Here is a 26,768-nt window from a genome sequence, read left to right as displayed (position 1 = left end):
GGCCTTGCCACGGCAAGGCCTTTTACTTTCCTTCGCCGCAGGCCCCTGAATGCATAAAAAGGTATTGATTATCAGCCATAGCGGCGATCTGCACGCCGACCTGGTTTCCCCTATCCTGGCCGAGCGCGGCCATGCCCCCTTCCGTATCGATCTCGACGCCTTTCCCCGCGATTACCAGCTGTGCCAGCGTCTGCTGGACGGCCGCGCCAGTGCGCGCCTGCGCCGCTTGCCCGATGGTGACTGGCTTGATTTGCAGCAAGTGGGCGCCGTCTGGCTGCGCAAGCCGGCCGACTATGCCTACCTCAGCGCCGACCTGACGCCGCAGGAACGTGCCTACGCCCAGCTGGAAACGGAGCAAGCGATCTTCAGCGTGCTGTACAGTCTCGATTGCTACTGGCTCAGCCATCCGCTGGCCCTGCGCGGCGCCCAATGGAAAGGTGAACAGCTGGCGCGGGCCGCGCGCATAGGTTTCCGCGTGCCCGCCACCGTGATTACCAACGTACCCGACGACGTGCGCGCTTTCCGCGCCACCGTCGGCGGCCCCATCATTTTCAAATCCATGTCCACACCCAGCCTGGCCGCCGAAGCCGTCGAAGACGTGGACAGGGTCAGCAGCGGCCTCGGCACCACCATCGTCGACGACGCCATGCTCGATAGCCTTGACGCCGTCAGCGAACTGAGCTGCCAGTTCCAGGAATATATCGCCAAGCAATATGAATTGCGGGTCACCGTAATCGGCAAGCGCCTGTTTGCCGCGCGCCTGTATTCCCAGGACGATGCGCGCACGGCCATCGATTCGCGCGACATGTCGGCCCCCATCCGCTATGAAGCCACGGCCTTGCCCGATGACATACGGCAGCGCTGCCTCGCTTTCGTGCACAGCTATGGGCTCGAGTATGGCGCGCTGGACCTCATCGTCACGCCCGAAGGCGAATATGTTTTCCTGGAAAACAATCCTGTTGGTCAATTTTTGTATGTGCAACAACTGGTGCCCGCCTTGCCCCTGCTGGAAAGCGTGGCCACTACCCTGATCGAAGGAGCCTTATGCCGCAGCCAGACCTGAACCAGATCCCCGTCCAGCTGCGCGAACTGGAACTGGCGCGCGACAGCCGTGCCATCGTCCTGGCCGCCTCGCACCTGGACATGGAACTGCTGCCCGCTCTGTATGAACTGTGCCAGGGCATCGGCCCCGTGGCGCGCCTCGACGTGGTGCTGCACGGCCGCGGCGGCATCGTCAACGCGGCGCGGCGCATCGCCCTTCTGCTGCGCCAGCATGCGCGCCACCTGAGCTTTATCGTGCCCTTCCACTGCCAGTCGGCCGCCACCTTGCTGGCCCTGGGCGCCGATGAGATCATCGCCGGCGACCTCGCCCTGTTCTCGCCCATCGACCCGCAGCTCGATGGCGCCGACGGCGGCTCAATATCCAGCCTGGACATCAAGGTGTTTGGCGACATGGCGCAGCAGTGGTTCGGCGTCGATGCGGCCGAGGCGCGCCAGCAATCGCTGTCCCTGCTGTGCGGCAGCATCTTTCCCCCTTCCCTGACGGCCTTCTATCGCACCACCCTGGAGCTGGCGCAGATCGGCGAGGAATTGCTGGCCTGGCAATTGCCCGATGCCACGCCAGAAGCGCGGCGCGCCATTGTCGCGCAACTGGTGACCGGGTACCACTCGCACAACTATGCGTTGACGCGCGAAGAGCTGGCGCAGCTGGGCTTGAACATGGCCCGCGATGCCCACGCCGAACGGCTGGGCTGGGCCATCTCGACGCAGTTGCAATCGAGCATAGGCGGCGCCCTGCGCAGCGCGCCCGACGAGCCGTGGAACGATGCCCTGCTGGCGTCGCGTGACGGCGTGCAGCTGCGGCGCCAGCGTCCGGGCGGCTTCGCGCCGCTGTGGAGCACGCAATGCTGACATCTCTCGCGTTTTTGTCCGATATCGCGCGCTATGTCATCGCCTTGCTGCTGCTGGCGGCCAGCGTGGGCAAGCTGCGCAGCTACGGGGACTTTCGCGGCAACCTGGCCACCTCGTTCGGCGTGCCGCCCGCTGCCGCCAGAGCGGTTGCCCCGGCCCTGGTGGCGGTGGAACTGCTGCTGGCCGGCTGGCTGCTGGCGGGCGGCACGCAGCAGCCCATGCTGCTATCGCTCTTGCTGTTGAGTACCCTCACGGCCGTGCTGGCCTGGCGCTACTTCACGCACAGCGTGGTGCGCTGCAGCTGCTTTGGCGAAGCGGCGCGGCCCGTGTCGCAGTACGACCTGCTGCGCAACGTGCTGGCGGTCGGCATCAACGGTGCCTATTTCGCATTTGAGCAGACGGCATCCCTGCCCGTCGCCACCTCAATCCTGGCCGCCGGACTGGCGGCCATCGTCTGCGTGGCCGTGATTTCCCTGCACGATATCGCCACGTTGGCAAAGGCCGGCTGATGGATGATACGACCTTGCAACTGGCGCTGGCGGCGCTGGCGTTTGCCCTCGCCGGCAATATCTGGCTGACCCTGGCCGTGCTGCGCGCCAGCCGCCGCGAACGCATCGCGCCCACGGCTTTGGCACCGGGCGAGCCGCTGGCGGCAGTGCAAGCCCGTCCGCTGCTTGGCGGCGCGCGTTTCCAGCCGGGCGCCAGCGGCCAGGCGGCCGTGCTGCTGTTCCTGGCCAGCCGCTGTCCGAAATGCGCGGAAAAGCTGGCCGGCATCGAGCAGTTGCTGCCGCTGGCGCGCGAGGCCGGTCTGGCCCTGTGGCTGGTCAGCGAAGAGCCGGCCCGCCGGCTGCGCGCCTTTTTGCCCAGCAGCATCTTGCGGGAAGCCACGGCGCGGCTGACGCTGCGCGATTACCGGCGCGTGAACCCGCTGATGAGTTCGCCTTCCTATGTGTTCGTCAATCACGAGGGCACGGTGGAAGCAGCCGGCCTGGTCGGTGATGAAGACTGGCTGGCCCTGGCCGAACAATTGAACGCCGAACCGTCGCAGGAGCGCGCCGCATGAACCATGTAAACATCGGCCCCCATCTGGAACGCCTGCGCCTGCTGTACCCGGTGCGCTGGCGCATCGCCGCCGGCCTGCTGTGCATGGCCCTCACCGTGGGCGCGCAGCTGGCCTTTCCGCAAGCCATCGCGTATTTCATCGATAACGTGGCGGAACTGACGCGGCGCGGCGTTACGCCGGGCATGGTGGGCGCCATGCTGGCCTTCAGCCTGCTATATGCGCTGGCCTCTGCCGCCCGCTTCTACCTGCTGCAATCGAGCGGCCACATGATCGTCATGGGCGTGCGCCGGCGCCTGTTCGACGTGGTCATCAACCAGCCCATCGCCTTCTTCGACAAGCACCATGGCGGCGAGCTCAACAGCCGGCTCACGTCCGACGTGTCGGCCCTGCATGAAAGCCTGACCATCGGCGCGGCCAATGCCCTGCGCTCGCTGTGCGTGTTTTTGGGCGGCATCGCCATGCTGCTACAGCTGTCACCCATGCTGAGCCTGCCGCTGGCCTTGTTCATTCCCATCAGCCTGTATCTCGGCAAATTATCAGGCAGCAATTACCGGCAGCGTTCGCGGGCCATTTCCGCCACCCTGGCCGCCAGCGGCAAGGTGGCGCAGGAATACTTTGCCCATGCGCGCCTGGTGCAGGCGTTCAACCAGCAAGGCGGCGCCATGGCCCGCTACGCGCAAGCGATGCGCGAACTGCTGGGTGTGTCCCTGGCCGGCACGCGGCTGCTGGCCGTGTTCCAGGGCGCGCAGGGCTTGCTCGCCTTCGTTGCCCTGCTGACCACCCTGTGTTTCGGCGCCCACCTGATCGGCCAGGGCCGCTTGAGCGTGGGCGAGCTGACGGCCTTCGTCATCTATGCCAGCATGGTGACGGACACGGCCGGCTCCATCAGCGAATTCTGGAACACGTGGATGCGCACGATGGGCTCGACCGACCGCATCTTCGAGATCCTGCGCAGCCACCGTCCCGTGCCCGAAGCGGCGCCGCAACCGCCGCTGGCCGGCCATATCGCGCTGCGCGACGTGCGTTTTTCCTACCCCGAGCGCACCCAAGTGACGGCCCTCGACGGCGTCAGCCTGTCCATCCGCGCGGGCGAAAAAATCGCCCTCGTCGGCGCTTCGGGCGCGGGCAAGTCCACCATCGCCAGCCTGGTGCTGGGCCACTACCAGATAGACGCGGGCAGCCTGCAGTTCGACGGCATCGATGCGCACGTGCTGGGCGTAACGCAGCTGCGGCGGCAGATGGCCGTGGTGGAACAGGAACCGGCCCTGTTTTCCGGCAGCATCGCCGACAATATCGCCTTTGCCGTGCCGGACCGGGTAGTGGCGCGCGAAGCGATGGTGGCGGCGGCGCGCCTGGCGCATGCCCATGATTTCATTGCGGCCTTTCCGGACGGCTACGAGACCCTCGTCGGCGAACGGGGCGTGCAATTGTCCGGCGGACAGAAGCAGCGCATCGCGATTGCCCGCGCCATCCTGCGCGCGCCGAAAATCCTCGTCCTGGACGAAGCGACGAGCGCGCTCGATGCCGCCAGCGAACAGCAGGTGCAGCTCGCGCTCGATACCCTGATGCAAGGATGCACCACCATCATCATCGCCCACCGTTTTTCGACGATTGTGAAAGCGGACCGCATCATCGTCATGGACAAGGGCCGGATTTGCCAGCAAGGCACGCACGCCGAGCTGCTGCGCGCGGGCGGCCAGTATGCGCGGCTGATGCAGCAGCAGCTGTCGCAATTCCAGCAGTTGCATGACAGTACGGCAACCCTGTAAAGTGGCCCAGATGAAAAAAACCTACCATGGCAGTTGCCACTGCGGCGCCGTGCGCTTTGCGGCCCAGATCGACCTGGCGGCCCCCAGCCTGCGCTGCAACTGTTCCTACTGCCTGAAAATCCGCTGCTGGGCCAGCCTGGTCCCGCCTGCGGATTTTCGCCTGCTGGCCGGTGAAGCGGACTTGAGCGAATACCGCTTCGGCGAGCGCCGCGAACGCCATTATTTTTGCCGCCATTGCGGCGTGCGCCCGTTCGGCCGCGGCGATTCGCCCCGCAGCGGCCCGTTCGTCGGCATCGGCGTCAACTGCCTCGATGACGCATCAGCCGCCGAGCTGGCGCAAGTGCCCGTCACCTTTGTCGATGGCCGGCATGACGAGTGGGATGCGCCGCCGCAGGAAACGCGGCATCTGTAGTAGCAATCTAGAAATGGTTGTCATCCACCACAGAGTTTTCCTACGTGGCGACAAGTCGTGTCCCTATGGCTAAGCCCGACGCAGGCAGCGAGAATGGTCTCAACGGTGCAGCCAATGTTGAACCGGATGATTACGCAAACCAACCATAGGGGACATGACCATGACTTCGAACAGCAACGACAAATCGGGCGGCCAATCGGACAAACAGCAATCGGGCCAATCGGGCAGCCAGCAGTCGGACAAACAGTCCGGCACCCGCCAATCGTCGGGCGGTACCCAGGGCGGCACGCACGAGCAGCATGTCGAGGCAGGCCGCCAAAGCCACAAGAATGACGGCGACAAGCAATCGGGCTCGCAGCAATCGGGCCAACAGTCGGGCCAGCAATCGGGTTCCGGCACGGGCACGCGCGGCGGCACGCATGAGCAGCACGTGGAAGCGGGACGTCAAAGCCACAAAAATGACGACAAATCCTGATCCCGGTGGCATGGCCCGAGGCGCCTTCTTGATATGAAAGCATTGACGGCCATGCTGTGCACCGGGCTGGCCATGGGCCTTGCCGCCTGCGGCGCCAGGAATACGGCATCAAACGTGGAGGCTCCGGGCGCACCGGCCGGGGTCTCCACGCGCGTGCTGGACGCGGGTGCCGACGCATTGCAAGCCCGGCCGCCGATTGCGGCGCTGAACGCCTACCTTGACGGTTTTCATTTTTATAATGGGAATCTGCGCGGCCAGATGGAAGCGCACCATTATTGCGCCATCGTCAATGAAGAGCTGATCCAGTGCGTGATCTACGATGGCAATGTCAAAGATGCCAAGCTGATGGGCGTCGAATATATCGTCAGTGCCAGGCTGTACGAAGGTTTGCCTGCGGCGGAAAAAGCGCTGTGGCACAGCCATGTGCATGAAGTCAAATCAGGCCAGCTGATCGCCCCCGGCATTCCCGCCGTGGCCGAGAAGGCCTTGATGCAAAAACTCGTCGCCACGTATGGCAAGACCTGGCATACCTGGCACACGGATGTACACAAGACCTTGCCCTTGGGCGTGCCGCAACTGATGATGGGTTTTACGGCCGATGGCCAGGCCGACGCCGCCATGGTTGCCGCGCGCGACCGCCGTTTCCGCATCGATTCGGCCGAAAGACGCCGCCAGCGGGCCGATATCGCCGCGCCAGCCATCATAGACGGGGCCGATGCCTGGCAGCACGGCACGACCATCCAGCTGGCCGACCCGACCGGAACGCAGCACGGCTCCTCATTGCCACCGTCACCGTCCACGCACACGGCCGAACCCGCCATTTCGCGTCCGGCCAGATAGCCGGCACGCGAAAGGCCGTTGTCTGTAACCGCATTCTGGGCGATAATGACGGCCATGAACGATACCACCACCTTACCCCCATTGCCCGATCGCCTGTCGATCGACCCCAGCAGCCCTTATCACGTTGCAGCCGTGTTCGAGAACGACGTCGGCATCCGCTTCAACGACAAGGAACGTCTTGACGTGGAAGAATATTGCATCAGCGAACGCTGGATCAAGGTCGCTTCCACCAAGTCGCTCGACCGCCGCGGCCGTCCGCTGCAGATCAAGCTCAAGGGCAAAGTCGAAGCGTTTTACCGTTAAGTAATACTTGCAGTTGTTGCTGCAGTGTCATCGAGGCCGATTTTTATCGGCCTTTTTTGCGTCCGCCGCCGTCCGCTCACGCATCGGTGGTGACCAGCCCCGCTGCGGCCGCCATGGGCAGCCACAGCATCGTGTCGGCCAGCACCTCGTCCGGCTCCCGGCCACTGGACTGCGCCGCCTGCCGCGCACACTGCGCGAGCGGCGCGCCGCCGGCCTGCGCCTGCAGGCAATAAAACTGCCACGGCTGCAACTCCTGCATGGCAAGCCGGTAATGCAGGCGCGAAATGGCGACAAAGGCAGGACTGGCATCCGGCTGTGCCGGCACGGCGTCGTCGGGCGCGGCTTGCGCCTGCTGCCAGTAGGCGCACAGGGGGAACGACAGCGCCAGCAGCCGCGTGCACGGCGCCAGACGCCAGGCCGGTGCCATTCCCAACATCAAGTCCAGGCCGGAAGGCAACAGGGGTGGCGCCAGCTTTTCCAGCCCCGGCGCCCTGCCCGCCTCGCTGCGCGCCCGCTCCAGCTGCGCCAGTTCGACGGCAAAGCGCAAGGCGTCCCCCGGTGCGCCGGCGCCACGCTGGCTGGCGGCGAGAAACTCGGCAAAACCGCCGCCCAGGTCATACAAGGTGGGGGAAGCGGATGGGTGGCGCCACACATAGGCGCGGGCAAAAAAGGCGAACAGCTCGTCGCCCATGACCTTGCGCAAGACGGGATAGTCGGCCTGCAGGCATTCGAGCAGGCGCTGCACGTAGCCGTCCGCATGGATGTGCAGCGGTGCCGGCCCGCCCCGCGCCCGTTTCAACACTTGCTCCTGCGTCAGGCCGTGGCGCTCGCTGGCCAGCTGCGCGCCGTGCACGGCGCCGCCGGGCGCCGTCATGGCCGTCAGGAACCAGGCCTGCAATTGCGCCAGCGGTGTGTTGGCATCTCCGGCGGCGTTACGGCGCATGGGCCGCCTCCAGGTGAAAGCCCAGCGGCGTCGAGACGGCGGCGGCAACCTTGGCCGGCGCCGCGTCCGCGAATTCGCCCCGCACCGCCGCGCGCGCCTTGTCCAGTTCAAGCAGCAGTTGCGGATACGGGGGAATCTCCGCATCCCATTCCAGCAAGGCCGACACGCCGCCCGTCAGCTGCTGCGCCAGCGCGTACAGGCGCCAGACGGCGGCCGGCACGGGCGCATCGTGGGTATCGATCAGCATGGCGCCGCAGACGGTCGGCCCGGCCAGATGGATCTGCACGATGTGGTGGTGCGGCAACTGGCGGATGTAGGCGGCCGCATCATAGCCGTGGTTATGCGCGCTGACGTGGACATTATTGACGTCGAGCAAGAGCCCGCAGCCCGTGTCCTCGGCCAGGCGCCCCAGGAATTCCCATTCCGGCATGCTGGACTGCGCAAACTCCACATAGGTGCTGGGGTTTTCCAGGATCAGGGGACGTCCGAGAAATTCCTGCACCTGCCGCACGCGCGCGCCCACGTGGCGCAGGCTGGCTTCGTCCAGCGGCAGCGGCAGCAGGTCGTGGCTGTTGAGCGAGGCGGCGCCCGTCCAGCACAGATGGTCGGAAATCCACGCGGGCCGGATCTCGGCGGCCAGTTGGCGCAGCTTGCGCAGGTAGGCCAGGCTCAGGGGATCGCTGCTGCCGATCGACAGCGACACGCCATGCATGACGATGGGCACCTGCGCCGCCACCTGCTCGAGCACATGGCGCGCATAGCCGTGGTTGTCGATGAAATTCTCGCTGATGATCTCGAACCAGTCCACTTGCGGCCCATGACGCAGGATGTGCTCATAGTGCGGCGGGCGCAGCCCCACGCCCAGGCCCAGGTTCGGCAAGCCCAGGCGCGGCCGCGTCTCGTGCAGGATGCCCCGCATCAGGTCGACGGCGGCAAGGCCAGGCGCAGGTCGGTGGGCGCAGGCGACGCTCCCACCGGCGTGCCGCGCGCCGCCATCACCTTGCCGTAGGCTTCCCAGGCCTTGTCGTAGACATTGTCGCCCAGCGCAAAGCTCATCGTCTGACCCAGCGGCTTGCTGCGGTGGTCGGGCGCGGGGCCGAAATCGTACAGGGTCATGGTGGCGGGCTCGGGCGGTTCCTTGCCCGTGGTGTTCGGATACAGCTGCGAAGCCGAAATCGGCACGGCGCAGCCGCCGAAGCTCGCGCATTTGTTGTCGCTGGGCGCGCTGTAGACTTTATCGGCCTCCGGTGGAGGTGGCGGCACGTAGCATGGCGAACCCGGCGATGCGGCGACCTTGACCGAGTGACCGCAGGACGAACCGCCCGTGTCGGCCTGGGCAAAGCCGCAGCCGCCCTGGGCGTGGCAGCCGTTGGAGCCGCGGCACGTATGGTAGACGGCCAGTGCGGCGCAGGTGGACGACGCTTCGCCCTCCAGGTGCATGCCCTGGCAGGCGTGGTACAGCACGCTCTTGTCTGCCAGCGGCACGCCCGTCGCCAGGTTCGGCGCCTGGCCCAGCACGGCCCAGCAAATGGCCATGCGGTCGCCCGCGCCCACCATCGACGGATACGGGAAGTCCAGTTGCTGGTTCAGCCAGTACTGGTCCAGCACGGAAGTGATGCCGTAGATGGCGCCCGTGGCCACCGTGCTCAGCATTCCCAGGGTGCCGCTGGCATCCTTCAGGCGGTTCAGGGCGCCCGCCACGTCGGCCGGCGCGGGGATGTTCTTCGGCGCGGTGGCCGGGTTGTAGCGCTCGTTGGTCAGCATGGCCTCGCTCCAGCGCTGGCCTTCCCTGTGCCAGCCGGCCCAGGTCTTCACGGGCAGCATGGACTTGACCTGGCCGAAGCGCTCGTAATGGTCGAACGGGGCGCTGTCGTGACGCGCCTGGGCATCGCGCGATTCGGCCTCCTTGCCATTGTTCGTGTAGGACGGGTAATCGCACTGCAAGGCGGCCAGGTCTTCGCGGTAGTCGGGTTGCACGGCCATCAGACGCTGCGCAGCGTCCCGGCGGTAGCGCTGGATGGCCGCTTCGCTGCCCTCGCCCTGGTCCGTGATGGCCGCCATCATGTCGATGGCCTTGTTGAACGAACCCGTCTGGCCGCCATCCTGGTCCTGCGGGCCGAAGCAGGTGTCGAAGCGGGGAAATTCCGCCCGCGCATGGCCCTGGACACGGCTGTTGAACATGTCTTGCTGCACCGAACCGTTGACGAACAGTTTTTGCCACAGGGTCTGGCCATCCGTGTATTCGATGCTGATGTAGCGCGCATAGCATTCGTACATATAGCCGATGGTGCCGAACAGGGGCAGATCGTGCACGTGCTTGCCCGGCGTCCAGCCCGGCAGCGGCACTTCCGGGAAGTATTTCGTGTGGTCCTGGCTGTCGAACTCGGCCAGCTGCGCGCGGGCCTGCTGTTCCGGTTGCTCGATGGCGAGGAACAGCTCGCACTGGTTGTCGTTCAGCTCTTCCAGGTTGACGCGCACGTGGCGGTAGCCGGACGTGTCCTGCAAGTCGACGATGTGCGGGATCACCGTGCAGTGCTCGCCGTAGCAGGTCCAGCCATGGTCCTGCGATTGCAGCTCCGACCCCGTGAAGCATGGCGCCGTGCCGATGGCCGTGGCCAGGTTGGCCGCCATCTGCAGGTGCAGCATTTCCTGGATGAAGACGCTGAAGATGATATTGAAGGCTTTCTGCTCGGCCAGTTCGGGGCGGGCCGTCGTGCCCATGCCCGGCCACTGGCGGCCTTCATAATACGTGATGCCTTTCGAGTTGATCTGATGCGTGCCCTGGATCGAATACATGGTGGCCATGTACAGGGGAATGGTGAACAGTTCCACGCTGACAGCCGCCTGGGCGATGGCGCGCACGGCCGCCGTATCAGTGGCCAGCATGTCGAGCGGACGATTGCTGATGGCGGGCTGGGTGCTTCCTAAAACGGGCATTTTCATTCTGTCTCTCCACAGGAAGGATGCGTTTCGGATATCGCGGCCGCACCGCGCCATCTGCGCGCGCTGATTACGGCAAAGAAATCATACGCCTGGGAAAGATACTTTTGCGGCAAGATTTATGCGCTGACCGGGAGGCAGCGCAGCCTGCATTACGCCATGAAAATAGGCGTTTTCGGCCCACATTCGATGACAATTGAATAGAATCGGCAAAACGCACGCGTGTATAAGCGCCGCACCGGCAGGCGCCGGCGCGTGGCTTGCATGGTGATAGTCAGGCGGCCGGCGGCGGCTGGAAGGCGCAGAAACCGGGCCACTGCTCGCGGCTGTCGCATACTTTCAGGCAACCTTTATTATCCTTGAACGTGGCGACGACCTTGATGGGAAAACCATAGTGTGGCGTGGTGGCCAGGAAGGCCGATGAGCAGCTTTGCTCGTTGCTGAAGCGGAAAGTGATTTCTTCGCGGCGGCCCTTGCGCTCAAAGCTCAGCATGAAGGTTTCATTGCTGTTCCACTGCGCCTTGCCCGGCACGCGGAAGCGGTAGCGCGGGTTGCCCGCCTGCTGGCCATCCAGTTTCTGGCCAAAGACGCGGCTGCTGGCGGTGGCCGTCTCGACCTTGGCAACCGGATACACGACGCCAAAGATATAGGTGCCGGCAAATCCCTGGTCGAAGCCTAGTCCCTTCTGGTAAAACGGCACGACGATGTGCGGCGCGCCCGTGTACTCGACGGTATTACGCGCCGTCGTGCGCGACGTCAGCTTGTCATCGGGCTCTTTGCCGAAGACCACGTCCAGTTCCAGCAAGGCTTGCTGCTTGTCGATATCTTGCGCCAGATAATCCTTGGGGAACGTTTCGCCATGCACGCAGCCGGCCAGCAAGGAGGCGGCGCAGCAGCCGGCGATCAGTTTGGATATTGTCATGGCTGTTTTCCTTCCGGCGGCGCGGAAATGAGGCCCAGCCCCGTCACTTGCAAGCCGTTCTTGCCTTGTTTCCATTCAAATTGCTGGCCGAACCAGGCCAGTTCCAGTTCGCGCCGGATGCGGATCGAATCCGTGCGGCCCTTGCCCGCCTTGATGGCGGCGCCCGCCTGCGCGGAAGCGGCCTCCGACAAGGGTTTGAGCCACCGTTGATAGGTATCGGGCGGCAAGGCCAGCACGCCGGCGACGCCGTCGTCGCGCGTGGCGACAATAATCCCCACCTTCGTCAGCGCATTCGTCAGATAGGCGCCGCGCCGCCCGTCGGGCGAGACGGAGACCAGCATGGCATGCGGATAGTCGCCGCTGACGTTGCCCGGCACGTCAAACCATAGCAGTTCGCCCGTACCCGTATCAAGCGCGCGGCCGTCGCGGGGAAACAGCAGCATCTCGGGACGGCCAGGCTGCGGCACACCCCATTCGGGGTCGCGTTCCGTGCGCACCATGTTGTCGCGCTGCAAGGGACTGATGGGGCGCATCAGCGGTTCGCCATTCTGCACGCCGATCAGTATCGTGCCCTGGCCCGTATAGCCCTTGGTAAAGGCCAGCAGCATGGGCTGGCCTTCGCGCGTGGCCTTGATGGGCCGCACTTCCACCACTTCGCGCGCGCCGCCGGGCCAGTAGCCGTGCCGGCGGAAAGACAAGGTGACGAGAGCGTCGTAACGGCCATTCGTGACGGCAAAGTCGCCGTATTGCCTGACCACCGGCATGTTGGGCGTCTGGGCCTGTGCGGCGGGCCAGACGGCGGCAAGCAGGCTGGCGGCGGCCGCCAGGCGGCATAAAGAGAGAGACAGCATGGCATCCTGTAAAGGTCGCACCGGGCGAAGAATCAGAATTCTAAACGATTCCTCGCCAGCAACACTGCCCAATTGAAAACATCAACGGCGCTGGATTTCGATCAGCTCGATCTCGAACAGTTTCGGCCACAGTTTGCCCGTGACAAACAGGCGCTTGCCGCGCGCATCCCAGGCGATGCCGTTGAGCACGGCATCGGGATTGGCCGTGCCCCGCTGTTCCGGCGGCAGCAAGCCCGTCAGGTCGATCCAGCCGACAACCTTGCCGCTGGCTGGGTCGATGCGGGCGATCACGTCCGCGCCCCACACATTGGCGTACAGCTCGCCGTCGACCATTTCCAGTTCGTTCAGACGCTCGATGGCACGGCCTTCCGCCTTGACTTCGAAGCGACGCACCTCGGCCAGGGTTTTCGGATTGAGCACGCGGATGGCGGAGCTGCCGTCGCTCATGTAGACGAATTTGCCGTCACTGGCCAGGCCCCAGCCTTCGCCCTGGTAGCTGAAGGTGCGCTTGAGTTTGAAGGTTTTCTGGTCGAAGACATAACCGGTCTTCGACACCCAGGTCAGGCCCAGGATTTCATCGCCCACGTCCGTGATGCCTTCGCCGAACACCTTTTTGTCGAGCATGCTTTTCTGCAGGACCTTGCCTGTCGTCAATTCCACCTTGCGCAGCGAAGACTGGCCGTTCTGGCCCGTGCTTTCATACAGATGACCATCCTTGAACAGCAAACCCTGGGTAAATGCCTGAGGGTCGTGCGGATAGGTATTCTTGACGAAATAGCCATACACGGGAATGGCGGCCTGGGCATAGCCCATTTCGCTCATCAGTCCCACCGTGCATAACAATCCCAGCAGCAGCGAACCTGCCGTGCGTTTCAGTCTGGTTTTACCTGTGTTCTTCATATGCTTGGCGGTGGTTGGCGAGCGGCTATTGTAATCGCCCGGGCTGCGCCATGCGCGCCCTGACGAGCTCGAGCCAGGCCCGGGCGGCAAACGACAGCCGCCCTCCGCGGCGCCAGGCCAGCATCAGATTCCACTCCACGGGCGGACCTTCGAGGGGAATGACTGTAAATTGCGTTTGATCCAGCGTATCGCAATACATCTTCGGCAGCAGGCAGATGCCCACGCCCAGCTGTACCAGCGAGGCAATAAAATCCCACTGCCCGCTGCGGCCCGTGACGCGCGGGGCGAAACCGGCCCGCTGGCAAGCGTCGAGCACGATGTCGTTCAGGGCAAAGGCGGCGCCGTAGAAAATGAAGGGGCTGTCGGCCAGTTCGGCCAGGGCCACCGAGGCGCGTCCCTGCCACGGCGAGCCGGGCGCGGCCAGCAGGCACAGCGGCGAGCGCACGAGGGGCAAGGCTTCGAAATCCTGCCAGGTGGCCGCATTGCCCGGGTAATCGAGCATGGTGCCCAGTTCCACCGTGCCGGTGCGCAAGTCGCGCTCGATCGCTTGCGTGCCGCTTTCGTACATCTTCAGCTCGATACCGGGATAGCGCTGGTGGTACTCGGCCAGCCACGGCGCCAGGGTCGAGTGCGTTTGCGGCGACACGCCGACTCTCAGTTCCCCCCGTTCCAGCTGCTGCAGGTCGCGCAATTCCACCTTCAGTTCCGCGTGCAGGGCCAGCAGTTCATGCGCGCGCGACAGCACCACCTTGCCCGCGTCCGTCAGGGTAAAGCGCTTGCCCGCGCGGTCCAGCAAGGCCAGGTCCAGCGACTGTTCCAGCTGGGCGACCATCTTGCTGACGGTGGGCTGCGTCACGTGCAGCTTGGCGGCCGCGCGCGTAAAACTGGCTTGCTCGACCACTTCGACGAAGTAGCGCAGGGAGCGGATATCCATGATGCATTCCAAATTCGAATGATAATCATGAGTTTAAGTCATTTTATCTTTTGATGCGGGGTCCCTACAATGAAACCTTCCCCTGCCGCTTGAAAGCCTGCCGTGAAAGCCGTCCCTTATTCCACCACCGCCCCACTCTCCGTCCCTGCCTGGCGCCAACCCGCGCAGACCGTGTGGCAAGTGGGCATCTTGATCGCCGCTTGGTGGCTGGCCGACAGGGCAGCCTTCGCCCTGCACCTGCCATTTTCCGGCGGCGTCGTGGGCCTGTTCGTGCTGGTGGCCTTGCTGCTGGCAGGCTGGGTGCGGCCTGCCGCCATCGAACTGGGCGCGAACTGGCTGCTGGCCAATATGCTGCTGTTCTTTATCCCGCTGGTCGTGTCCGTGGTGCAATTTACGCAGCTGTTGAAGTCTCAGGGTGTGATGCTGTTCGTAAATATCGGCCTGGGCTTTGCCAGCGTGATGCTGGCCACGGCTTTCACCGTGGAATGGGTGTGCCGCTATGAACGCAGCTTGCGCCTGAAAAAACTGCTGCGCCAGCGCACAACCCGGGCGCAGGCATGAATACCGTGCTCCTGTCGCTGCTGTTCTTGCTGCTGACCCTGGTGCTGTTCTACGCCAACCAGGCGCTGCATCGCCGCCATCCGCACTTCTTGCTCACGCCCGCCATCTGCACCTCGGCGTTACTCATCATCATCGTGCAGGCAACCTCGACGCCGTTCGCCACGTATTTCGGCGAGACGCGCTGGCTGCCGTGGCTGCTGGGACCGGCCACCATCGCCTTCGCGCTGCCTATCTTCCAGGAGCGCAAGCTGATCCGCAAGCACTGGCTGGCCCTGTCGCTGGGCAGCTGCGCCGGCATCGTCGCATCGGTCGCCGCTACCCTGCTGCTGGACCGCTTGCTGGGCGTGCATGGCGACATGGCGCGCAGCCTGCTGGCCAGGTCTGTCTCGACGCCGTTCGCGCTGGAAGCGTCGCGCCACATGGGCGGCTCGGCCCAGCTGACGGGCATCTTCGTCGTCATGACGGGCCTGTTCGGCCTGATGCTGGGCAAACCGCTGCTGAAACTGCTGCCCTTGCGCATGCGCATCGCCCGAGGCGCCCCGTATGGCGCGGCCGCGCACGGCTTTGGCCTCTCCGTGGCGCGCCGGGTCGGCACGGAAGAAGGCGCCGTGGCCAGCCTGACGATGATTTTCTCGGGCGTCGTGACGGTGCTGCTGGCGCCGCTGCTGGGCAGAGTATTGGGCTAGGGTTCCCACGGCGCGATTGCGGCAGGTCAAAGCGGCAAGCGCGGGTTGGGCGATAGTGTGCGGACTCCCGTTCGCCCACCATCCCGGAAATCCTATGGCAAGCACATCCAATCCAGGGCCGCAGGCCCTGCAAGTCGACTATTTTTCCGCCAGCGACCAGTTCCTGTTTACACAGACGGCCGCCAATCTGCTGGAGCAGCAGGCCAGTCTCGACCTTGACGCGCAAGTCGATGCCGGCCTGGCCTATCAGGTCAGCCAGTTCCAGTCGCAAATGAAGAGCCGGGCGACGACCGCCGGCGACCGCATCCTGCCCGCCTACATCGGTTTGCTGAGCCAGGCGACGGCCTTTGCCGCGCTATGGAACGCCGCCTATCAGCTGCAACGGCCCCGGCTGGCGCAAGCGGCGCAGGATGGCGCCACGCGCGCCGACATCGCGCAGGTCTACCGGCAACTGGCCGTGCAATCGGGACACATCAACCAGCAAGCCCAGGCGCTGACGGGTAACATGCGCGTCATCGCCGGCGAACTGGCGCCGCTCAACGCGGGCTTCAACACGGCGCTGTCCGCCACCATCGCCGCCCTGGGCGCCGCTGCCAGCGCGTCATCGGCCAGCATCGACCAGCTGAAGGCCGCCATCAACACGAATATCGCCGATATCGTCGCCGGCGCCAACAAGACGGGCGCTGCCGTCACGGAATTGATCGTCAAGACCATGACCACCATCAGCGATGCCCAGGGCGATGCCAAGGCTGGCAGCGGCGATGCCGCGCCATCGGGCGACTTCGTGGTGCAAGGCATCGATGCGGCGGAACAGGGCGTGGCCGAAACGGCCCAGGCCCGCGCGGCCCTGAACGCCAACAATGCCCTGCTGGCCAGCGCCTATCAGCAGCTGGCCGGCGCCGATGCGCTGGTGGCCGTGGCCAAGGTGGTGCAGGTACAGAACAGCCAGTTCAGCAGCGCCTTTCACAACGCACTCGATACGGCCCAGGTGCTGGCCGAGGACTGGGGCCAGTCGCCGCAAGCACCGCCAGCGACGGGCGTCAGCGCCGGTCTGGCCGCCTTTGCCAATGCCGTCGCCGGCATGGCCAGCAGCGCCGACGCCGAAACGCTGGGCGGTCAGCTTGATTACGCCAACACGGCGTGGCAGCTGCTGGCCGCCAGCCTGGCGCCGCTGGAGCAAGCCATGACAGGCGCTTCCTGAACGGTGCGCCACCGCTTGTTTATCCGACCGCTCACACAATGACCCATCCGACCAGGAGCCGCGCATGTCGAATCAAAACCAGGCAGCACAAGGCATCAGCACCGCCAACAAATCGCAGTGTTCACAAGCGTTGCTGATACAAACCTACGCCAACAGCATCAACGAGCAGCCCAGCGTGGACTTTTCGGGCGACGCCAATTTGCTGAAATACCAGTCGCAAATCAACGATGGCCTGAGCCAGGCGCAAACCCACGCCACGGCCTACCTGAATGTCATCCAGCCCACGATCATTGCCAACATCGCCAATATCGGCAATTACTACGCGCTCAACAATGCCGTGCTGACGGCCTTGCCAACCGGCTCGACGGAAGCGCAATGGATCGCCACCCTGACGGCGCTGCAACAGCAATCCCAGCAATACCAGACGGCCGCGAATGGCGTCGTCAGCAGCCTGCAGACCTTGCACGACAACCTGACCACGGATTCCGCCTCGTTCGCCACCACCGTCAGCGACTTGAACGCTGCCGTGAATGGCGACAATGGCGTGCTCAATTCCATCAACAGCCAGCTCGGCACCATCCAGGGGCAGATCGACGGCGCCATTGCCGGCACCGTGCTGAGCGGCCTGGCCATCGTGGGCGGCACCTTCATGGTCGTCGTCGGCGGCGTGGCCGATTTCGTCACGGCAGGCACGTCGACGCCGCTCGTGGTGGCCGGTGTTGCCGTCGTGGCCGCCGGCATAGGCGGCGAAGTGGCGTCGGCCATCACCCTGAAAAACCTCAACGATGAAAAGGCAACCTTGCTGGGACAGGAAGCGTCGCTGACGGCCGAAGTCAAGCTGGCCACCGGCATCAGCAGCGGCTATGCCAGCCTGTCGAACCAGGTGCAGGCAGCCGTGCAATCGGCCACGCAGATGGAAAACGCGTGGGAATTTCTCAGCAGCGACCTCGGCAGCCTGATCAGCGACTTGCAGCAAGGCATACAAAACACGGACACCATCCGCACCCTGTTCCTGACGGCCGCCAACACGGAAATGCAGGCCGTCACCACGGACATCACCACCATCAAGGGCCAGATGACGGGCGTCACCAGCATCGTCGCGCCCAAGGGCCAAACGGTGGGCGAAGCGGCCGTTGCCGCGGCGGCGTGAGTGCCATGGCCGGCCTGCTGACGCAAACCATCGCCAACCTGCTGGCCGCGCAGCAGCAGATCGCGGCCCTCGGTGGCTTGCCGCCAGCCGCCCAGCAGATCCAGGCCGGCTGCAACTCCTTGATCCAGCCCATGGTGACGCAGACGCGCGCGCTGCAACACGATGTTGCCGCCTTCGTCCAGATGGCAACGCCGCAGCTGGCGCAAGTACAAACCATGCTGTCGGCGCAGGCGCCGCTGCCCGATATCAAGGCGGCGATGTCGGCCCTGCAGCAGCAGGCACAGCAGCTGCAAGGCACGGCCAATGGCACGGCCGGCACGCTGACGGCGCAAACGGCGCAATTGATGGGCTATTTCAACCAGCTTGCCGGTGTCGAAGCGGGCTTGCAAAGCCAGGTCACGGCCTTGCAGGGGCAACTGGGCGACGCGCAAAGCGAACTCGATGCGGCGCAGAAGCGCTATTACTATCTGCTGGCGCTGGGTCCGTTCGGCCTCGTCGGTCTGGCCGTGGCGCTGGGCCTGTACTTGAAATGGAAGTCCGATGTCAGCGACCTGCAAGGCCAGATCGGCGGCTTGAACGGCCAGATCGCCGCCTTCAATGGCATGAAGGCGGCGTGCCAGCAGCTGGGCACGGATTGCCAGGGTCTCGCCGCCAGCATTTCAGGCGTGCGCAATGCCGTCAATTTTCTCGTCAGCGACTTGCTCGAAGTCAGCGGCGACCTGGAAGCGGGCGATGCCAGCGTCGTCATTGCCCTGATGGCGACGGCCGCCAGCACGGAACTGGCCACCCTGGGTACGGATGCGGCTTGAGCCGCCTGGCACCCATTGCTTGCAGGGACTGACGGCACGGGCGTTTATCGGGGATAATACGTCTTTCCCCTTGCCAGCACCCGCGCCACGATGAAATACCCCGCAGTTCAGCCTTTCAGCGATATCCTGCCCCGCTTGAGCGAGTTCGATGCCATCATCGATGTGCGCAGCCCGTCCGAGTTCGCGGAAGACCACTTGCCGGGCGCCATCAACCTGCCCGTGCTCGACGACGAACAGCGCGTACGTGTGGGCACCTTATATAAACAGACGAGCGCCTTCGAAGCAAAGAAGCTGGGCGCGGCGCTGGTGGCGAAAAATATCGCGCGGCATATCGAAGACGGTTTCCTCGGCCACCCGCAGCACTGGAAGCCGCTCATCTACTGCTGGCGCGGCGGCAACCGCAGCGGCGCCATGGCGCATATCCTCGCGCGCATCGGCTGGCCCGTCACGCAACTGGAAGGCGGCTACAAGGATTACCGGCGCCACGTGAACGCCGAGCTGGCCACCCTGCCCGAGCGCTTCGACTTCATCAACGTGCTGTGCGGCCCCACGGGCAGCGGCAAGAGCCGCTTGCTGCAAGTACTGGACACGCAAGGCGCGCAAGTGATCGACCTGGAGCAACTGGCGGCCCACCGCGGTTCCGTGCTGGGCGGCTTGCCCGAGGAAGACCAGCCATCGCAAAAAGCGTTTGAAAGCGCGCTGTGGCAGCAACTGCGCACTTTCGACCCGCAGCAGCCCGTGTTCATCGAATCGGAAAGCAAGAAAGTGGGCCGTTTGCGCGTGCCCGATGCGCTGATGGACAAGATGCGCGCGGCCGATTGCACGGACGTGCGCCTGGCCACGGACCAGCGCGTGCAATTGCTGATGCAGGACTATGAACATTTCGTCGGCGACCCGGCCCGCCTGAACGTGCAGCTGGCCCTGCTGACGCAGTTGCATGGCAAGGAGAAAATTGCCCACTGGCAGCAGCTGGCCACATCGGGCCGCATGGCCGAGCTGGTGGAAGAATTGCTGGTCCAGCATTACGACCCCGTCTACCGCCAGTCGATCGCCCGCAACTTCAGCCGCTACGCCCAGGCGACGCCGCTGGTCTTGCCCGATATTTCAGAACATGCCTTTGAGCAAGCCGCGCGTGCATTATGTGCTATCGTCGGCGACAACCGTACCGCCAGCGCCGCGTGATGCCTGGCTTGCCACCCAACTACCTATTTCAGCAGGATGAAGACCATGTCCGATAGCGCAGCAACAGCCAATACACCGATCCGATTGACCGAATTTGCCCATGGCGGCGGCTGCGGCTGCAAAATTGCGCCGGGCGTGCTGGCCGACATTTTAAAAGGCAGCGGCGGCTTTCCCCTGCCGAAGGAATTGCTGGTCGGCATAGAGACCTCGGATGACGCGGCCGTCTACCAGCTCAACGACGAGCAGGCGCTGATCGCCACGACGGACTTTTTCATGCCCATCGTCGACGATCCGTTCGACTTCGGCCGCATCGCCGCCACCAATGCCATTTCCGACGTGTACGCCATGGGCGGCACGCCCATCATGGCGCTGGCCCTGGTCGGCATGCCGATCAACAAGCTGCCGGTGGAAACCATCGGCCTCATCTTGAAAGGCGGCGAAACCATCTGCGCCCAGGCCGGCATCCCCATCGCGGGCGGCCACACCATCGATTCCGTCGAGCCGATCTATGGCCTGGTCGTGCTGGGCCTGGTCCACCCGTCGCAGGTGAAACGCAATGCGGGCGCGCGCGCCGGCGACAAACTGGTATTGGGCAAGCCGATCGGCGTGGGCATCCTGTCGGCCGCGCTGAAAAAAAATGCACTCGATGCGGGCGGTTACGCTTCCCTGATCGACAACACCACCAAATTGAATACCCCGGGCAAGAAACTGGCCCTGCTCGATGGCGTGCATGCGCTGACGGATGTGACGGGCTTCGGCTTGCTGGGCCATACCCTGGAACTGGCGCGCGGCGCCAAGTTGCAGGCGCGCATCACCATGGATGCCGTGCCGCTGCTGCCGCAAGTGCAGCAACTGGCGCAAAACGGCAACATCACGGGCGCCTCCGGCCGCAACTGGCAGGGATATGGCGCGCAAGTGGCGCTGGCCGACAGCCTGAGCGCCATCGACAAGGCGATTCTGACGGACCCGCAAACGGCAGGCCCCCTGCTGGTGGCCTGCGCGCCGGAAGCCGTCGAGCAAGTGCTGGCGATTTTCCGCGCCGAAGGCTTTGCCGACGCCACAGTGATTGGCGACGTGCTGGAAGGCACGACCGGGGTTTCCGTCATCTAATGAACAAATTTTTTTGCAAAGGCACTCCCATGACCATGTTCTCTAACTCATTTGGCAAGTTCCCCGCCATCCTGGCCACCGTCGCCGCTACCCTGGCCATCCACAGCGGCCTGGCGCAAGCGCAGCAAGTGTTGCGCGTGTCCGCCATCCCCGACGAAGCGCCTACGGAACTTCAGCGCAAGTTCAAGCCGCTGGGCAGCTACCTGGAGAAAAAGCTGGGCATGAAGGTGGAATTTACGCCCGTCACCGATTACGCGGCGTCCGTGGAAGGCTTGATCAATAACAAGCTCGACATGGTCTGGTTCGGCGGTTTTACCTTCGTGCAAGCGAACGTGCGCAGCGGCGGCAAGATCGTCCCGCTGGTGCAGCGCGAGGAAGACACGAAATTCCGCTCGGTTTTTGTGACCACCAGCAAGGACATCAATCAGCTGTCCGACCTGAAAGGCAAGAATTTCACGTTCGGTTCGGAATCGTCGACCTCGGGCCACTTGATGCCGCGCTACTACTTGCTGGCCGCCAAGATCAACCCGGACACGGACATGAAACGCATCGCGTTTTCCGGCGCGCATGACGCCACCGTGGCGGCAGTGGCCGGCGGCAAGGTCGATGCGGGCACCTTGAACATTTCTGTTTGGGAAAAACTGGTCGAAGCGAAAAAGGTCGACCCAAGCAAGGTGCGCGTGTTCTACACGACACCAGGCTACTACGACTACAACTGGAGCGTGCGCGCCGACATGAACCCCTCCGTGCGCAAGAAGCTGACGGACGCCTTCCTGGCGCTGGACCCGTCTACGGCCGAAGGCAAGGAAATCCTCGAATTGCAGCGCGCCACCAAGTTCATCCCGACCAAGGCCGAGAACTACAAGGATATCGAAGCGGCCGCGCGCGATGCGAAGTTGTTGAAGTAACTTTATTGCCGAACCTGTCGGATTACGTCCTGCGGACTAATCCGACCTACGCTGTCCGTTGTATGGCGTAGGTCGGATTAGCGGCGCAGCCGCGTAATCCGACACCGCCAAAAAAAAATCGAAACATCGCATGACATTCCAACTTCACAAGGTCAGCGTCCACCACGCGGGCGCCACCGGCAATGCGCTGGCCCTGCGCGAACTCAGCCTGGACGTGGCCCAAGGTGAACAGATCGCCCTGATCGGCCCTTCCGGCGCCGGCAAGACCAGCTTGCTCCATACCCTGGCCTGCGCGCTGCGCCCCGAATCGGGCATATTGAACATTCTTGGCACTTCACCCTGGCAAGTCGCCAGCGCCGAGCGCCACCGCTTGCGTGCGCGCCTGTTCCTGGCGCCGCAAACGCCGCCGCTGCCGCCGCGCCAGCGGGTCGTCAACGCCGTGCTGGCCGGCCGCTTGCCGCAATGGAATTTGTGGACGGCCATCCGTTCGCTGCTGGCGCCCATCGACCCGCGCAGCGCGTGGGAGGCGCTCGGCAAATTCAACCTGCAAGACAAACTGTATGCGCGCGTCGACCGCCTGTCCGGCGGCGAACGCCAGCGCTGCGGCATGGCCCGCGCGCTCGTGTCGAACGCGGAAGTGTTCCTCGTCGACGAGCCCTTGTCCGCGCTCGACCCCACACTGGCTTTGCAGACGATCCATGTGCTGCAGGCCGAAGCAACGGAACGCAACGCCACCCTGATCTGCAGCCTGCACCAGGTGGAAATCGCCCGCGCCTGCTTTACGCGCATCGTCGCACTGCGCGATGGCCAGATCGTCTTCGACTTGCCTGGCGCCAAGGTCAGCGACGCGATGATCGCAGCGCTGTACCGCAACAAGGCCGACCCCGCGCCGCAATTCGAGGCCGTGGAAGCGAACTTGGACGCCGCGAGGCCCCTTTGCTGAAGAGCACCGCCATGCCGCGCGACCCCGCCTGGCGCGGCCGCCTGACCGCCGCCGCCGTCGTGCTGCTCGTGCTGTGGCCGATGCTGGTGCAGGCCGAATTCAAGCCGTGGATCTTATGGGATGCGCAAAGCCTGGCCGCCACCTGGCAATTCATCGCCAGCTTCGTGCCGCCCGCCCACTCGCTGGAATTTTTGCAACTGGTAGCCGTATCCAGCTGGGAAACCATTGCCATGGCGACGGCCGGCATGGCGCTGGCCATGCTGGGCGCCATCCCATTGACCTTGCTGGTGACGGAGCGGCTGTCGATTTCGCGCATCGGCTCTGGCCGAGTGTCGCCGCTGGCTGCCAGCGTGCGCCACGCCGTGCGCGCGCTGCTGGTGTTGCTGCGCAGCGTGCCGGAACTGGTCTGGGCCTTGCTGCTGGTGCGCATCGTCGGCCTGGGACCGACGGCGGGCGTGATCGCCATAGCCCTCACCTATTGCGGCATGCTGGGCAAGGTGTACGCGGAAATCCTTGAATCGTCGGATGCGTCCGCCTGCAACGCCCTGCTCCACAACGGCAGCGGCCGCTTGAAAGCCTTGCTGTACGGCGCCTTGCCCGAGTCGGCCGCCGAACTGGTGTCGTACACGATTTACCGCTGGGAATGCGCGATCCGCGGCTCCGTCGTCATGGGTTTTGTCGGTGCGGGCGGCCTGGGCCAGCGCATGGATGAATCGATGAAGATGATGGCGGGCAGCGAACTGGCCACGATGCTGATGGTGTTCGTGCTGCTGGTGGCGGGTGCAGACGCCGTGTCCGCCATGCTGCGCCGGAGGCTGGCATGAAGCATCACCTTGACGCCATGCTGCCCACCCCGTCGCCCGTGCGCTGGTCGACCTGGGCCTTGCTGGCCGGCTTGCTGCTGCTGGTCATCGCCAGCTTTGCCACCCTGCCCCTGAAATGGGGCGAGTTCTTCAGTGCGGACGCCGTGCGCACGAGCGCCGACTTCCTGCACGGCTTCGCCCCGCCCGAGCTGGCGCCGAACTTCCTCATGAAAGTGGGCGTCGCCACGTTCGAGACCCTGGCCATGTCGGCCATCGGCACGGTGATCGCGGCACTCGTGGGCGCACTGCTGGCCCTGCCCGCCAGCGGCCGTTTTGGCAACGTGGCGCGCAATGCCACGCGCGCGATACTCAACGTGCTGCGCTCGATTCCCGAACTGGTATGGGCTTCGATTCTGCTGATCGCCGCCGGCCTGGGCCCATTCGCGGGCACCCTGGCGCTGGCGCTGCACACGATGGGCGTGCTGGGCCGATTGTTTGCCGATGCGTTTGAGAATTGCCCGCCCTTACCGGCCGCCACCTTGCGCATCAATGGCGCGCGTCCTGCCGTGGCGTTCCTGTACGCCACCTTGCCGCAGTGCGGGCCGCAGATGATGTCCTACACCTTGTACCGCTGGGAAAACAATATCCGCGCCGCCGCCATCCTCGGCGTCGTCGGTGCGGGCGGCCTTGGGCAGATGCTGAAATATCACCTGTCGCTGTTCCAGATGCAGAACGCCGCTACCGTCATCGTCGCCATGCTGCTGATGGTGGCAGCCGTCGATGGCCTCAGCTACCTGCTGCGCCGCGCGATGACCCGTTAATTATTAATTTTCACAAGGAAAATCCATGTCAGGCTGGTGGACCATTATCTCGACAGACACGCCGGAGCAAATGGCCGACATGACGAAAGTCAACAAGGACGCTTTTCTCGCCACGTGGGAAGCGGGCCTGTTCGGCGCCGACTGGATCGCGCAACTATGCCAGCAAGGCAAGGCGACCCAGCTGGCTTTCAACGGCTTTCCCAACCGCTACACGGCGCCGGCGAACGTCGTCGTGCCCCTGCTGCAGGCGGGCATCGCCGAGGCGCAGGATGGCGAATTTCCGCAGGACCGGCTCACAGGCTGGCCCGGTTGCATTACCGTGCACCAGGACCGCATCGCCGCCTGTAAGCCCGGTCAACTGCTGACCATCGAAGTGTGGGATCAATCGTAAATGATGATCAAAGGCAAATGGTTTAGACTGATGCGCAGCTGCAACTAGAGGAGTTCATGATGGGATTGACAATTTCGGTCGGCGCCCTTGCCGACCTGCAGGAAGAAGACCCGGAAGGCGCGCAGTGGCTCGTCACCGCTTTGGAAGAAGCCAATCTGCTGCTGCAAAAGGCGGGGCTGCCACAGCACAGCGAACCGGCCACGCTGCCGCAACTGGACTCGCGCGTCATGCTCGATTCCTTTCCATACAGCTTCCTGCACACCCTGCGCCGCGCGTATGCCCATGCGCGCCTCGATGCGCAATGGCGTGCCACGCCATTGGCCGAGGGCGAGGATGCAACGGAGGATCCGGTGCTCGATGCAGCGCAGGATGACTTTGACAGCCACCTGATCTGCCATTCCGATTGCGAAGGTTTTTATTTCCCCCTCGTCTTCGAGGAAGTCATTTTTGCCGATGAGGAACACGCGCTGCTGGGCGGCATGCTGGGTTCCTCGTACAGCCTGCGCGCTGAACTGGTCACGGTCGCGCCCGCGCTGGGCATCTTCCTGCTGGGCGACGAACTGAGCGATGAAGAAGCAGCCCGCATCAATGCGCGCATCGACGCCGAAGACGGCCTGGAACGCGAACTGGTCGCCTGGCTGGCGGCTTACGAGGCATGCCGGCTCAGCATCGAGCACAAGACGGCGATCGTCTTCAATTAAGCATGCTGATACGCCCCACCACCGCCAGCGACTGGCCGGCCCTGAAAGCCACGCGCCTGGCCGCCCTGCTCGACGCGCCCACGGCCTTTGGCGCCAGCCACGCCAGCGCCGCCGGTTTTGCCGATGCCGACTGGCAGCAGCGCGCCGTCAGTACGCCCCAGCGCACATTTTTCCTCGCCTTTGACGGAGAACACCCCATCGGCCTGGCCGCGCAAGTGGTGGCCGGCAATGGCGAGTGCCATCTGATCGCCATGTGGGTACATCAGGAATATCGGGGCATGGCCGTGGCGCAGGGCTTGGTCGACGCCGTGAAACAATGCGCCGTGAACAATGGCCATCGTCGCCTGGTGCTCGACGTGGCGCCGGAGAACACCCGCGCCGTCACGTTTTACCGGAAACAGGGCTTTGTGTTTTTGCCGGTATGGGAAGCGCTGGAAAGCCATCCGCATATCCAGGTACAGAAGATGGAGTGGCTGGCGTCGGCATAGGTATTAATCATAGAAAGGTGCAAAGCGATGTGGCGATCTATTTCCACACTCCTGATATTGACTGCCCTTGCCGGCAAGGCGAGCGCAGCAAATATTCCCGATATCGTTCTTGAATATGCGCATGCGTTTGCGCAAACACAGACGACGGACAAGCAACTACCGACGCCGCCAGCCGACTACGCGCAATGGTTCTTTCAAGGCTTGACCCATCCATCGGGCGGGATCGTGACGCAATCGGCCGCCATGCGCGATGCCTACACGAATGGCCAACGCTATTGGCGCGATCATCCGTCCGAACGGGCCAACATCATGGCAGGCTATGGCTACCGTGCCATCGAGCGCGATGGCCTCTGGTCGCGGGGATTTGAAAAGAGCGTTTTCCAACCGGCCCATGCTGATCTGGACGGTGACGCCGGCGCATGGTGGTTCAACTCCTTCGGCGGCGTTGCATGGCGCGACGTCGGCCTGGTGGCACCCAATTCAAGCCATGAACAGCCGCGCGTGCATATTGTCGGCTATCTCAGTCCCAAAGGCCATTATGGCCATCTGGGCGCCTATGAACATGAAGTCCTGGTCACGTCGGGTGCCGCCGTGCAAGCCGCAGATCATTGATGGCGGAAAACAGCGATTTCAAGCACTCCATTCATCCCGATTGACATCCTGTCTTAAAAACCTCCTCGCGCCTGTATTTTTTTCTACACTCTGCCAAGGTGGGATTACTTGGGATTCAAATGAACAGGATAAATATGCG

31 protein-coding genes are annotated in these 26,768 nt (G+C 64.1%); 24 read left to right on the top strand and 7 right to left on the bottom strand.

Annotated elements, in window-relative coordinates:
* Nucleotides 1–49: 49 nt before the first annotated feature.
* The 9 genes from MRBLMS1_RS24960 to MRBLMS1_RS24920 all read left to right on the top strand — a co-directional run bounded on the left by MRBLMS1_RS24960 (nt 50) and on the right by MRBLMS1_RS24920 (nt 6,773).
* Nucleotides 50–1,063: an ATP-grasp domain-containing protein gene (locus MRBLMS1_RS24960; protein WP_485882741.1), complete on the top strand. Its 1,014-nt coding sequence runs from the start codon at nt 50–52 to the stop codon at nt 1,061–1,063.
* Nucleotides 1,045–1,911: an SDH family Clp fold serine proteinase gene (locus tag MRBLMS1_RS24955; protein ID WP_485882739.1), complete on the top strand. Its 867-nt coding sequence runs from the start codon at nt 1,045–1,047 to the stop codon at nt 1,909–1,911. The genes MRBLMS1_RS24960 and MRBLMS1_RS24955 overlap by 19 nt, the downstream gene beginning before the upstream one ends.
* On the top strand, nt 1,905–2,420 hold the full coding sequence (locus MRBLMS1_RS24950; RefSeq protein ID WP_485882737.1) for a MauE/DoxX family redox-associated membrane protein: 516 nt from the start codon (nt 1,905–1,907) through the stop codon (nt 2,418–2,420). Before MRBLMS1_RS24955 ends, MRBLMS1_RS24950 begins: the two co-directional genes overlap by 7 nt.
* Nucleotides 2,420–2,974 (top strand): hypothetical protein, encoded by a 555-nt coding sequence (locus tag MRBLMS1_RS24945; protein ID WP_485882735.1) that lies wholly within the window; start codon nt 2,420–2,422, stop codon nt 2,972–2,974. The genes MRBLMS1_RS24950 and MRBLMS1_RS24945 overlap by 1 nt, the downstream gene beginning before the upstream one ends.
* Complete coding sequence (locus MRBLMS1_RS24940; RefSeq protein WP_485882733.1) at nt 2,971–4,743, top strand: ABC transporter ATP-binding protein; 1,773 nt, start codon at nt 2,971–2,973, stop codon at nt 4,741–4,743. Before MRBLMS1_RS24945 ends, MRBLMS1_RS24940 begins: the two co-directional genes overlap by 4 nt.
* A 10-nt stretch (nt 4,744–4,753) precedes the next feature.
* Nucleotides 4,754–5,155 carry a GFA family protein gene (locus MRBLMS1_RS24935; RefSeq protein WP_485882731.1) on the top strand — a complete coding sequence of 134 codons (402 nt, stop codon included), beginning with the start codon at nt 4,754–4,756 and terminating at the stop codon, nt 5,153–5,155.
* A gap of 160 nt (nt 5,156–5,315) precedes the next feature.
* Nucleotides 5,316–5,630, top strand: coding sequence for a hypothetical protein (locus MRBLMS1_RS24930; protein WP_051990946.1), 315 nt, complete (start codon nt 5,316–5,318; stop codon nt 5,628–5,630).
* Between the two features lie 33 nt (nt 5,631–5,663).
* A complete protein-coding gene (locus tag MRBLMS1_RS24925) occupies nt 5,664–6,470 on the top strand; it encodes an OBAP family protein (RefSeq protein ID WP_485882729.1) in 807 nt (268 codons plus the stop codon).
* A 54-nt stretch (nt 6,471–6,524) separates the two neighbouring features.
* Nucleotides 6,525–6,773 (top strand): DUF3297 family protein, encoded by a 249-nt coding sequence (locus tag MRBLMS1_RS24920; protein ID WP_010398340.1) that lies wholly within the window; start codon nt 6,525–6,527, stop codon nt 6,771–6,773.
* Nucleotides 6,774–6,849: 76 nt separating this feature from the next.
* On the opposite strand, the gene MRBLMS1_RS24915 is transcribed toward MRBLMS1_RS24920, so the two are convergent.
* The 7 genes from MRBLMS1_RS24915 to MRBLMS1_RS24885 all read right to left on the bottom strand — a co-directional run bounded on the left by MRBLMS1_RS24915 (nt 6,850) and on the right by MRBLMS1_RS24885 (nt 14,263).
* A complete protein-coding gene (locus MRBLMS1_RS24915) occupies nt 6,850–7,716 on the bottom strand; it encodes an HvfC/BufC family peptide modification chaperone (protein WP_485882728.1) in 867 nt (288 codons plus the stop codon).
* Nucleotides 7,706–8,635 (bottom strand): MNIO family bufferin maturase, encoded by a 930-nt coding sequence (gene bufB / locus MRBLMS1_RS24910; protein ID WP_485882726.1) that lies wholly within the window; start codon nt 8,633–8,635, stop codon nt 7,706–7,708. The genes MRBLMS1_RS24915 and bufB overlap by 11 nt, the downstream gene beginning before the upstream one ends.
* A complete protein-coding gene (locus tag MRBLMS1_RS24905; protein ID WP_485882724.1) occupies nt 8,635–10,659 on the bottom strand; it encodes a ferritin-like domain-containing protein in 2,025 nt (674 codons plus the stop codon). The genes bufB and MRBLMS1_RS24905 overlap by 1 nt, the downstream gene beginning before the upstream one ends.
* 271 nt (nt 10,660–10,930) lie before the next feature.
* Complete coding sequence (locus MRBLMS1_RS24900) at nt 10,931–11,578, bottom strand: hypothetical protein (protein WP_070302371.1); 648 nt, start codon at nt 11,576–11,578, stop codon at nt 10,931–10,933.
* Complete coding sequence (locus tag MRBLMS1_RS24895; protein ID WP_485882722.1) at nt 11,575–12,429, bottom strand: hypothetical protein; 855 nt, start codon at nt 12,427–12,429, stop codon at nt 11,575–11,577. Before MRBLMS1_RS24895 ends, MRBLMS1_RS24900 begins: the two co-directional genes overlap by 4 nt.
* 81 nt (nt 12,430–12,510) lie before the next feature.
* Nucleotides 12,511–13,329 carry a glutaminyl-peptide cyclotransferase gene (locus MRBLMS1_RS24890; protein WP_485882720.1) on the bottom strand — a complete coding sequence of 273 codons (819 nt, stop codon included), beginning with the start codon at nt 13,327–13,329 and terminating at the stop codon, nt 12,511–12,513.
* 25 nt (nt 13,330–13,354) lie between these two features.
* Nucleotides 13,355–14,263, bottom strand: a complete 909-nt coding sequence (locus tag MRBLMS1_RS24885; RefSeq protein ID WP_485882717.1) for a LysR substrate-binding domain-containing protein — start codon at nt 14,261–14,263, stop codon at nt 13,355–13,357.
* A 102-nt stretch (nt 14,264–14,365) separates the two neighbouring features.
* Between MRBLMS1_RS24885 and MRBLMS1_RS24880 the strand changes: the two genes are divergently transcribed.
* The 15 genes from MRBLMS1_RS24880 (at nt 14,366) to MRBLMS1_RS24810 (ending at nt 26,629) form a co-directional block, all read left to right on the top strand.
* Nucleotides 14,366–14,824, top strand: coding sequence for a CidA/LrgA family protein (locus tag MRBLMS1_RS24880; RefSeq protein ID WP_485882715.1), 459 nt, complete (start codon nt 14,366–14,368; stop codon nt 14,822–14,824).
* Nucleotides 14,821–15,510, top strand: coding sequence for an LrgB family protein (locus tag MRBLMS1_RS24875; protein ID WP_485882713.1), 690 nt, complete (start codon nt 14,821–14,823; stop codon nt 15,508–15,510). Before MRBLMS1_RS24880 ends, MRBLMS1_RS24875 begins: the two co-directional genes overlap by 4 nt.
* Before the next feature lie 94 nt (nt 15,511–15,604).
* A complete protein-coding gene (locus tag MRBLMS1_RS24870) occupies nt 15,605–16,711 on the top strand; it encodes a hypothetical protein (RefSeq protein WP_485882711.1) in 1,107 nt (368 codons plus the stop codon).
* 64 nt (nt 16,712–16,775) lie between these two features.
* Nucleotides 16,776–17,861: an HBL/NHE enterotoxin family protein gene (locus MRBLMS1_RS24865; RefSeq protein ID WP_485882709.1), complete on the top strand. Its 1,086-nt coding sequence runs from the start codon at nt 16,776–16,778 to the stop codon at nt 17,859–17,861.
* Between the two features lie 5 nt (nt 17,862–17,866).
* The gene (locus tag MRBLMS1_RS24860) at nt 17,867–18,670 is read left to right on the top strand and encodes a hypothetical protein (RefSeq protein WP_485882707.1); all 804 of its coding nucleotides are present in this window, start codon (nt 17,867–17,869) and stop codon (nt 18,668–18,670) included.
* 90 nt (nt 18,671–18,760) lie between these two features.
* Nucleotides 18,761–19,852 (top strand): tRNA 2-selenouridine(34) synthase MnmH, encoded by a 1,092-nt coding sequence (mnmH, locus tag MRBLMS1_RS24855; RefSeq protein ID WP_485882705.1) that lies wholly within the window; start codon nt 18,761–18,763, stop codon nt 19,850–19,852.
* Between the two features lie 45 nt (nt 19,853–19,897).
* Entirely contained in the window at nt 19,898–20,962 is a 1,065-nt protein-coding gene (gene selD, locus MRBLMS1_RS24850) for a selenide, water dikinase SelD (RefSeq protein ID WP_485882703.1), read from the top strand.
* 35 nt (nt 20,963–20,997) lie between these two features.
* The gene (locus MRBLMS1_RS24845; RefSeq protein WP_485883330.1) at nt 20,998–21,870 is read left to right on the top strand and encodes a putative selenate ABC transporter substrate-binding protein; all 873 of its coding nucleotides are present in this window, start codon (nt 20,998–21,000) and stop codon (nt 21,868–21,870) included.
* 130 nt (nt 21,871–22,000) lie between these two features.
* Nucleotides 22,001–22,813 carry a phosphonate ABC transporter ATP-binding protein gene (locus MRBLMS1_RS24840; protein ID WP_485882701.1) on the top strand — a complete coding sequence of 271 codons (813 nt, stop codon included), beginning with the start codon at nt 22,001–22,003 and terminating at the stop codon, nt 22,811–22,813.
* Between the two features lie 11 nt (nt 22,814–22,824).
* Nucleotides 22,825–23,637, top strand: a complete 813-nt coding sequence (locus MRBLMS1_RS24835) for a PhnE/PtxC family ABC transporter permease (RefSeq protein ID WP_485882699.1) — start codon at nt 22,825–22,827, stop codon at nt 23,635–23,637.
* Entirely contained in the window at nt 23,634–24,437 is an 804-nt protein-coding gene (gene phnE / locus MRBLMS1_RS24830) for a phosphonate ABC transporter, permease protein PhnE (RefSeq protein WP_485882697.1), read from the top strand. Before MRBLMS1_RS24835 ends, phnE begins: the two co-directional genes overlap by 4 nt.
* 25 nt (nt 24,438–24,462) lie before the next feature.
* Nucleotides 24,463–24,828, top strand: a complete 366-nt coding sequence (locus tag MRBLMS1_RS24825; RefSeq protein ID WP_128141428.1) for a hypothetical protein — start codon at nt 24,463–24,465, stop codon at nt 24,826–24,828.
* A 56-nt stretch (nt 24,829–24,884) separates the two neighbouring features.
* Nucleotides 24,885–25,529, top strand: a complete 645-nt coding sequence (locus MRBLMS1_RS24820) for a hypothetical protein (RefSeq protein ID WP_485882695.1) — start codon at nt 24,885–24,887, stop codon at nt 25,527–25,529.
* A 2-nt stretch (nt 25,530–25,531) separates the two neighbouring features.
* Nucleotides 25,532–26,017 carry an N-acetyltransferase family protein gene (locus MRBLMS1_RS24815; RefSeq protein ID WP_456149811.1) on the top strand — a complete coding sequence of 162 codons (486 nt, stop codon included), beginning with the start codon at nt 25,532–25,534 and terminating at the stop codon, nt 26,015–26,017.
* 27 nt (nt 26,018–26,044) lie between these two features.
* Entirely contained in the window at nt 26,045–26,629 is a 585-nt protein-coding gene (locus MRBLMS1_RS24810; protein ID WP_485882692.1) for a hypothetical protein, read from the top strand.
* The last annotated feature ends 139 nt before the right edge of the window (nt 26,630–26,768 follow it).

This window comes from Massilia sp. LMS1-1-1.1 (genome assembly GCF_040815535.1).
GTDB classification, from domain to species: Bacteria; Pseudomonadota; Gammaproteobacteria; order Burkholderiales; family Burkholderiaceae_D; genus Janthinobacterium; species Janthinobacterium aestuarii.
Note: the sequence above shows the minus strand (reverse complement) of the source record. Positions and strands in the feature narration are given on the sequence as shown.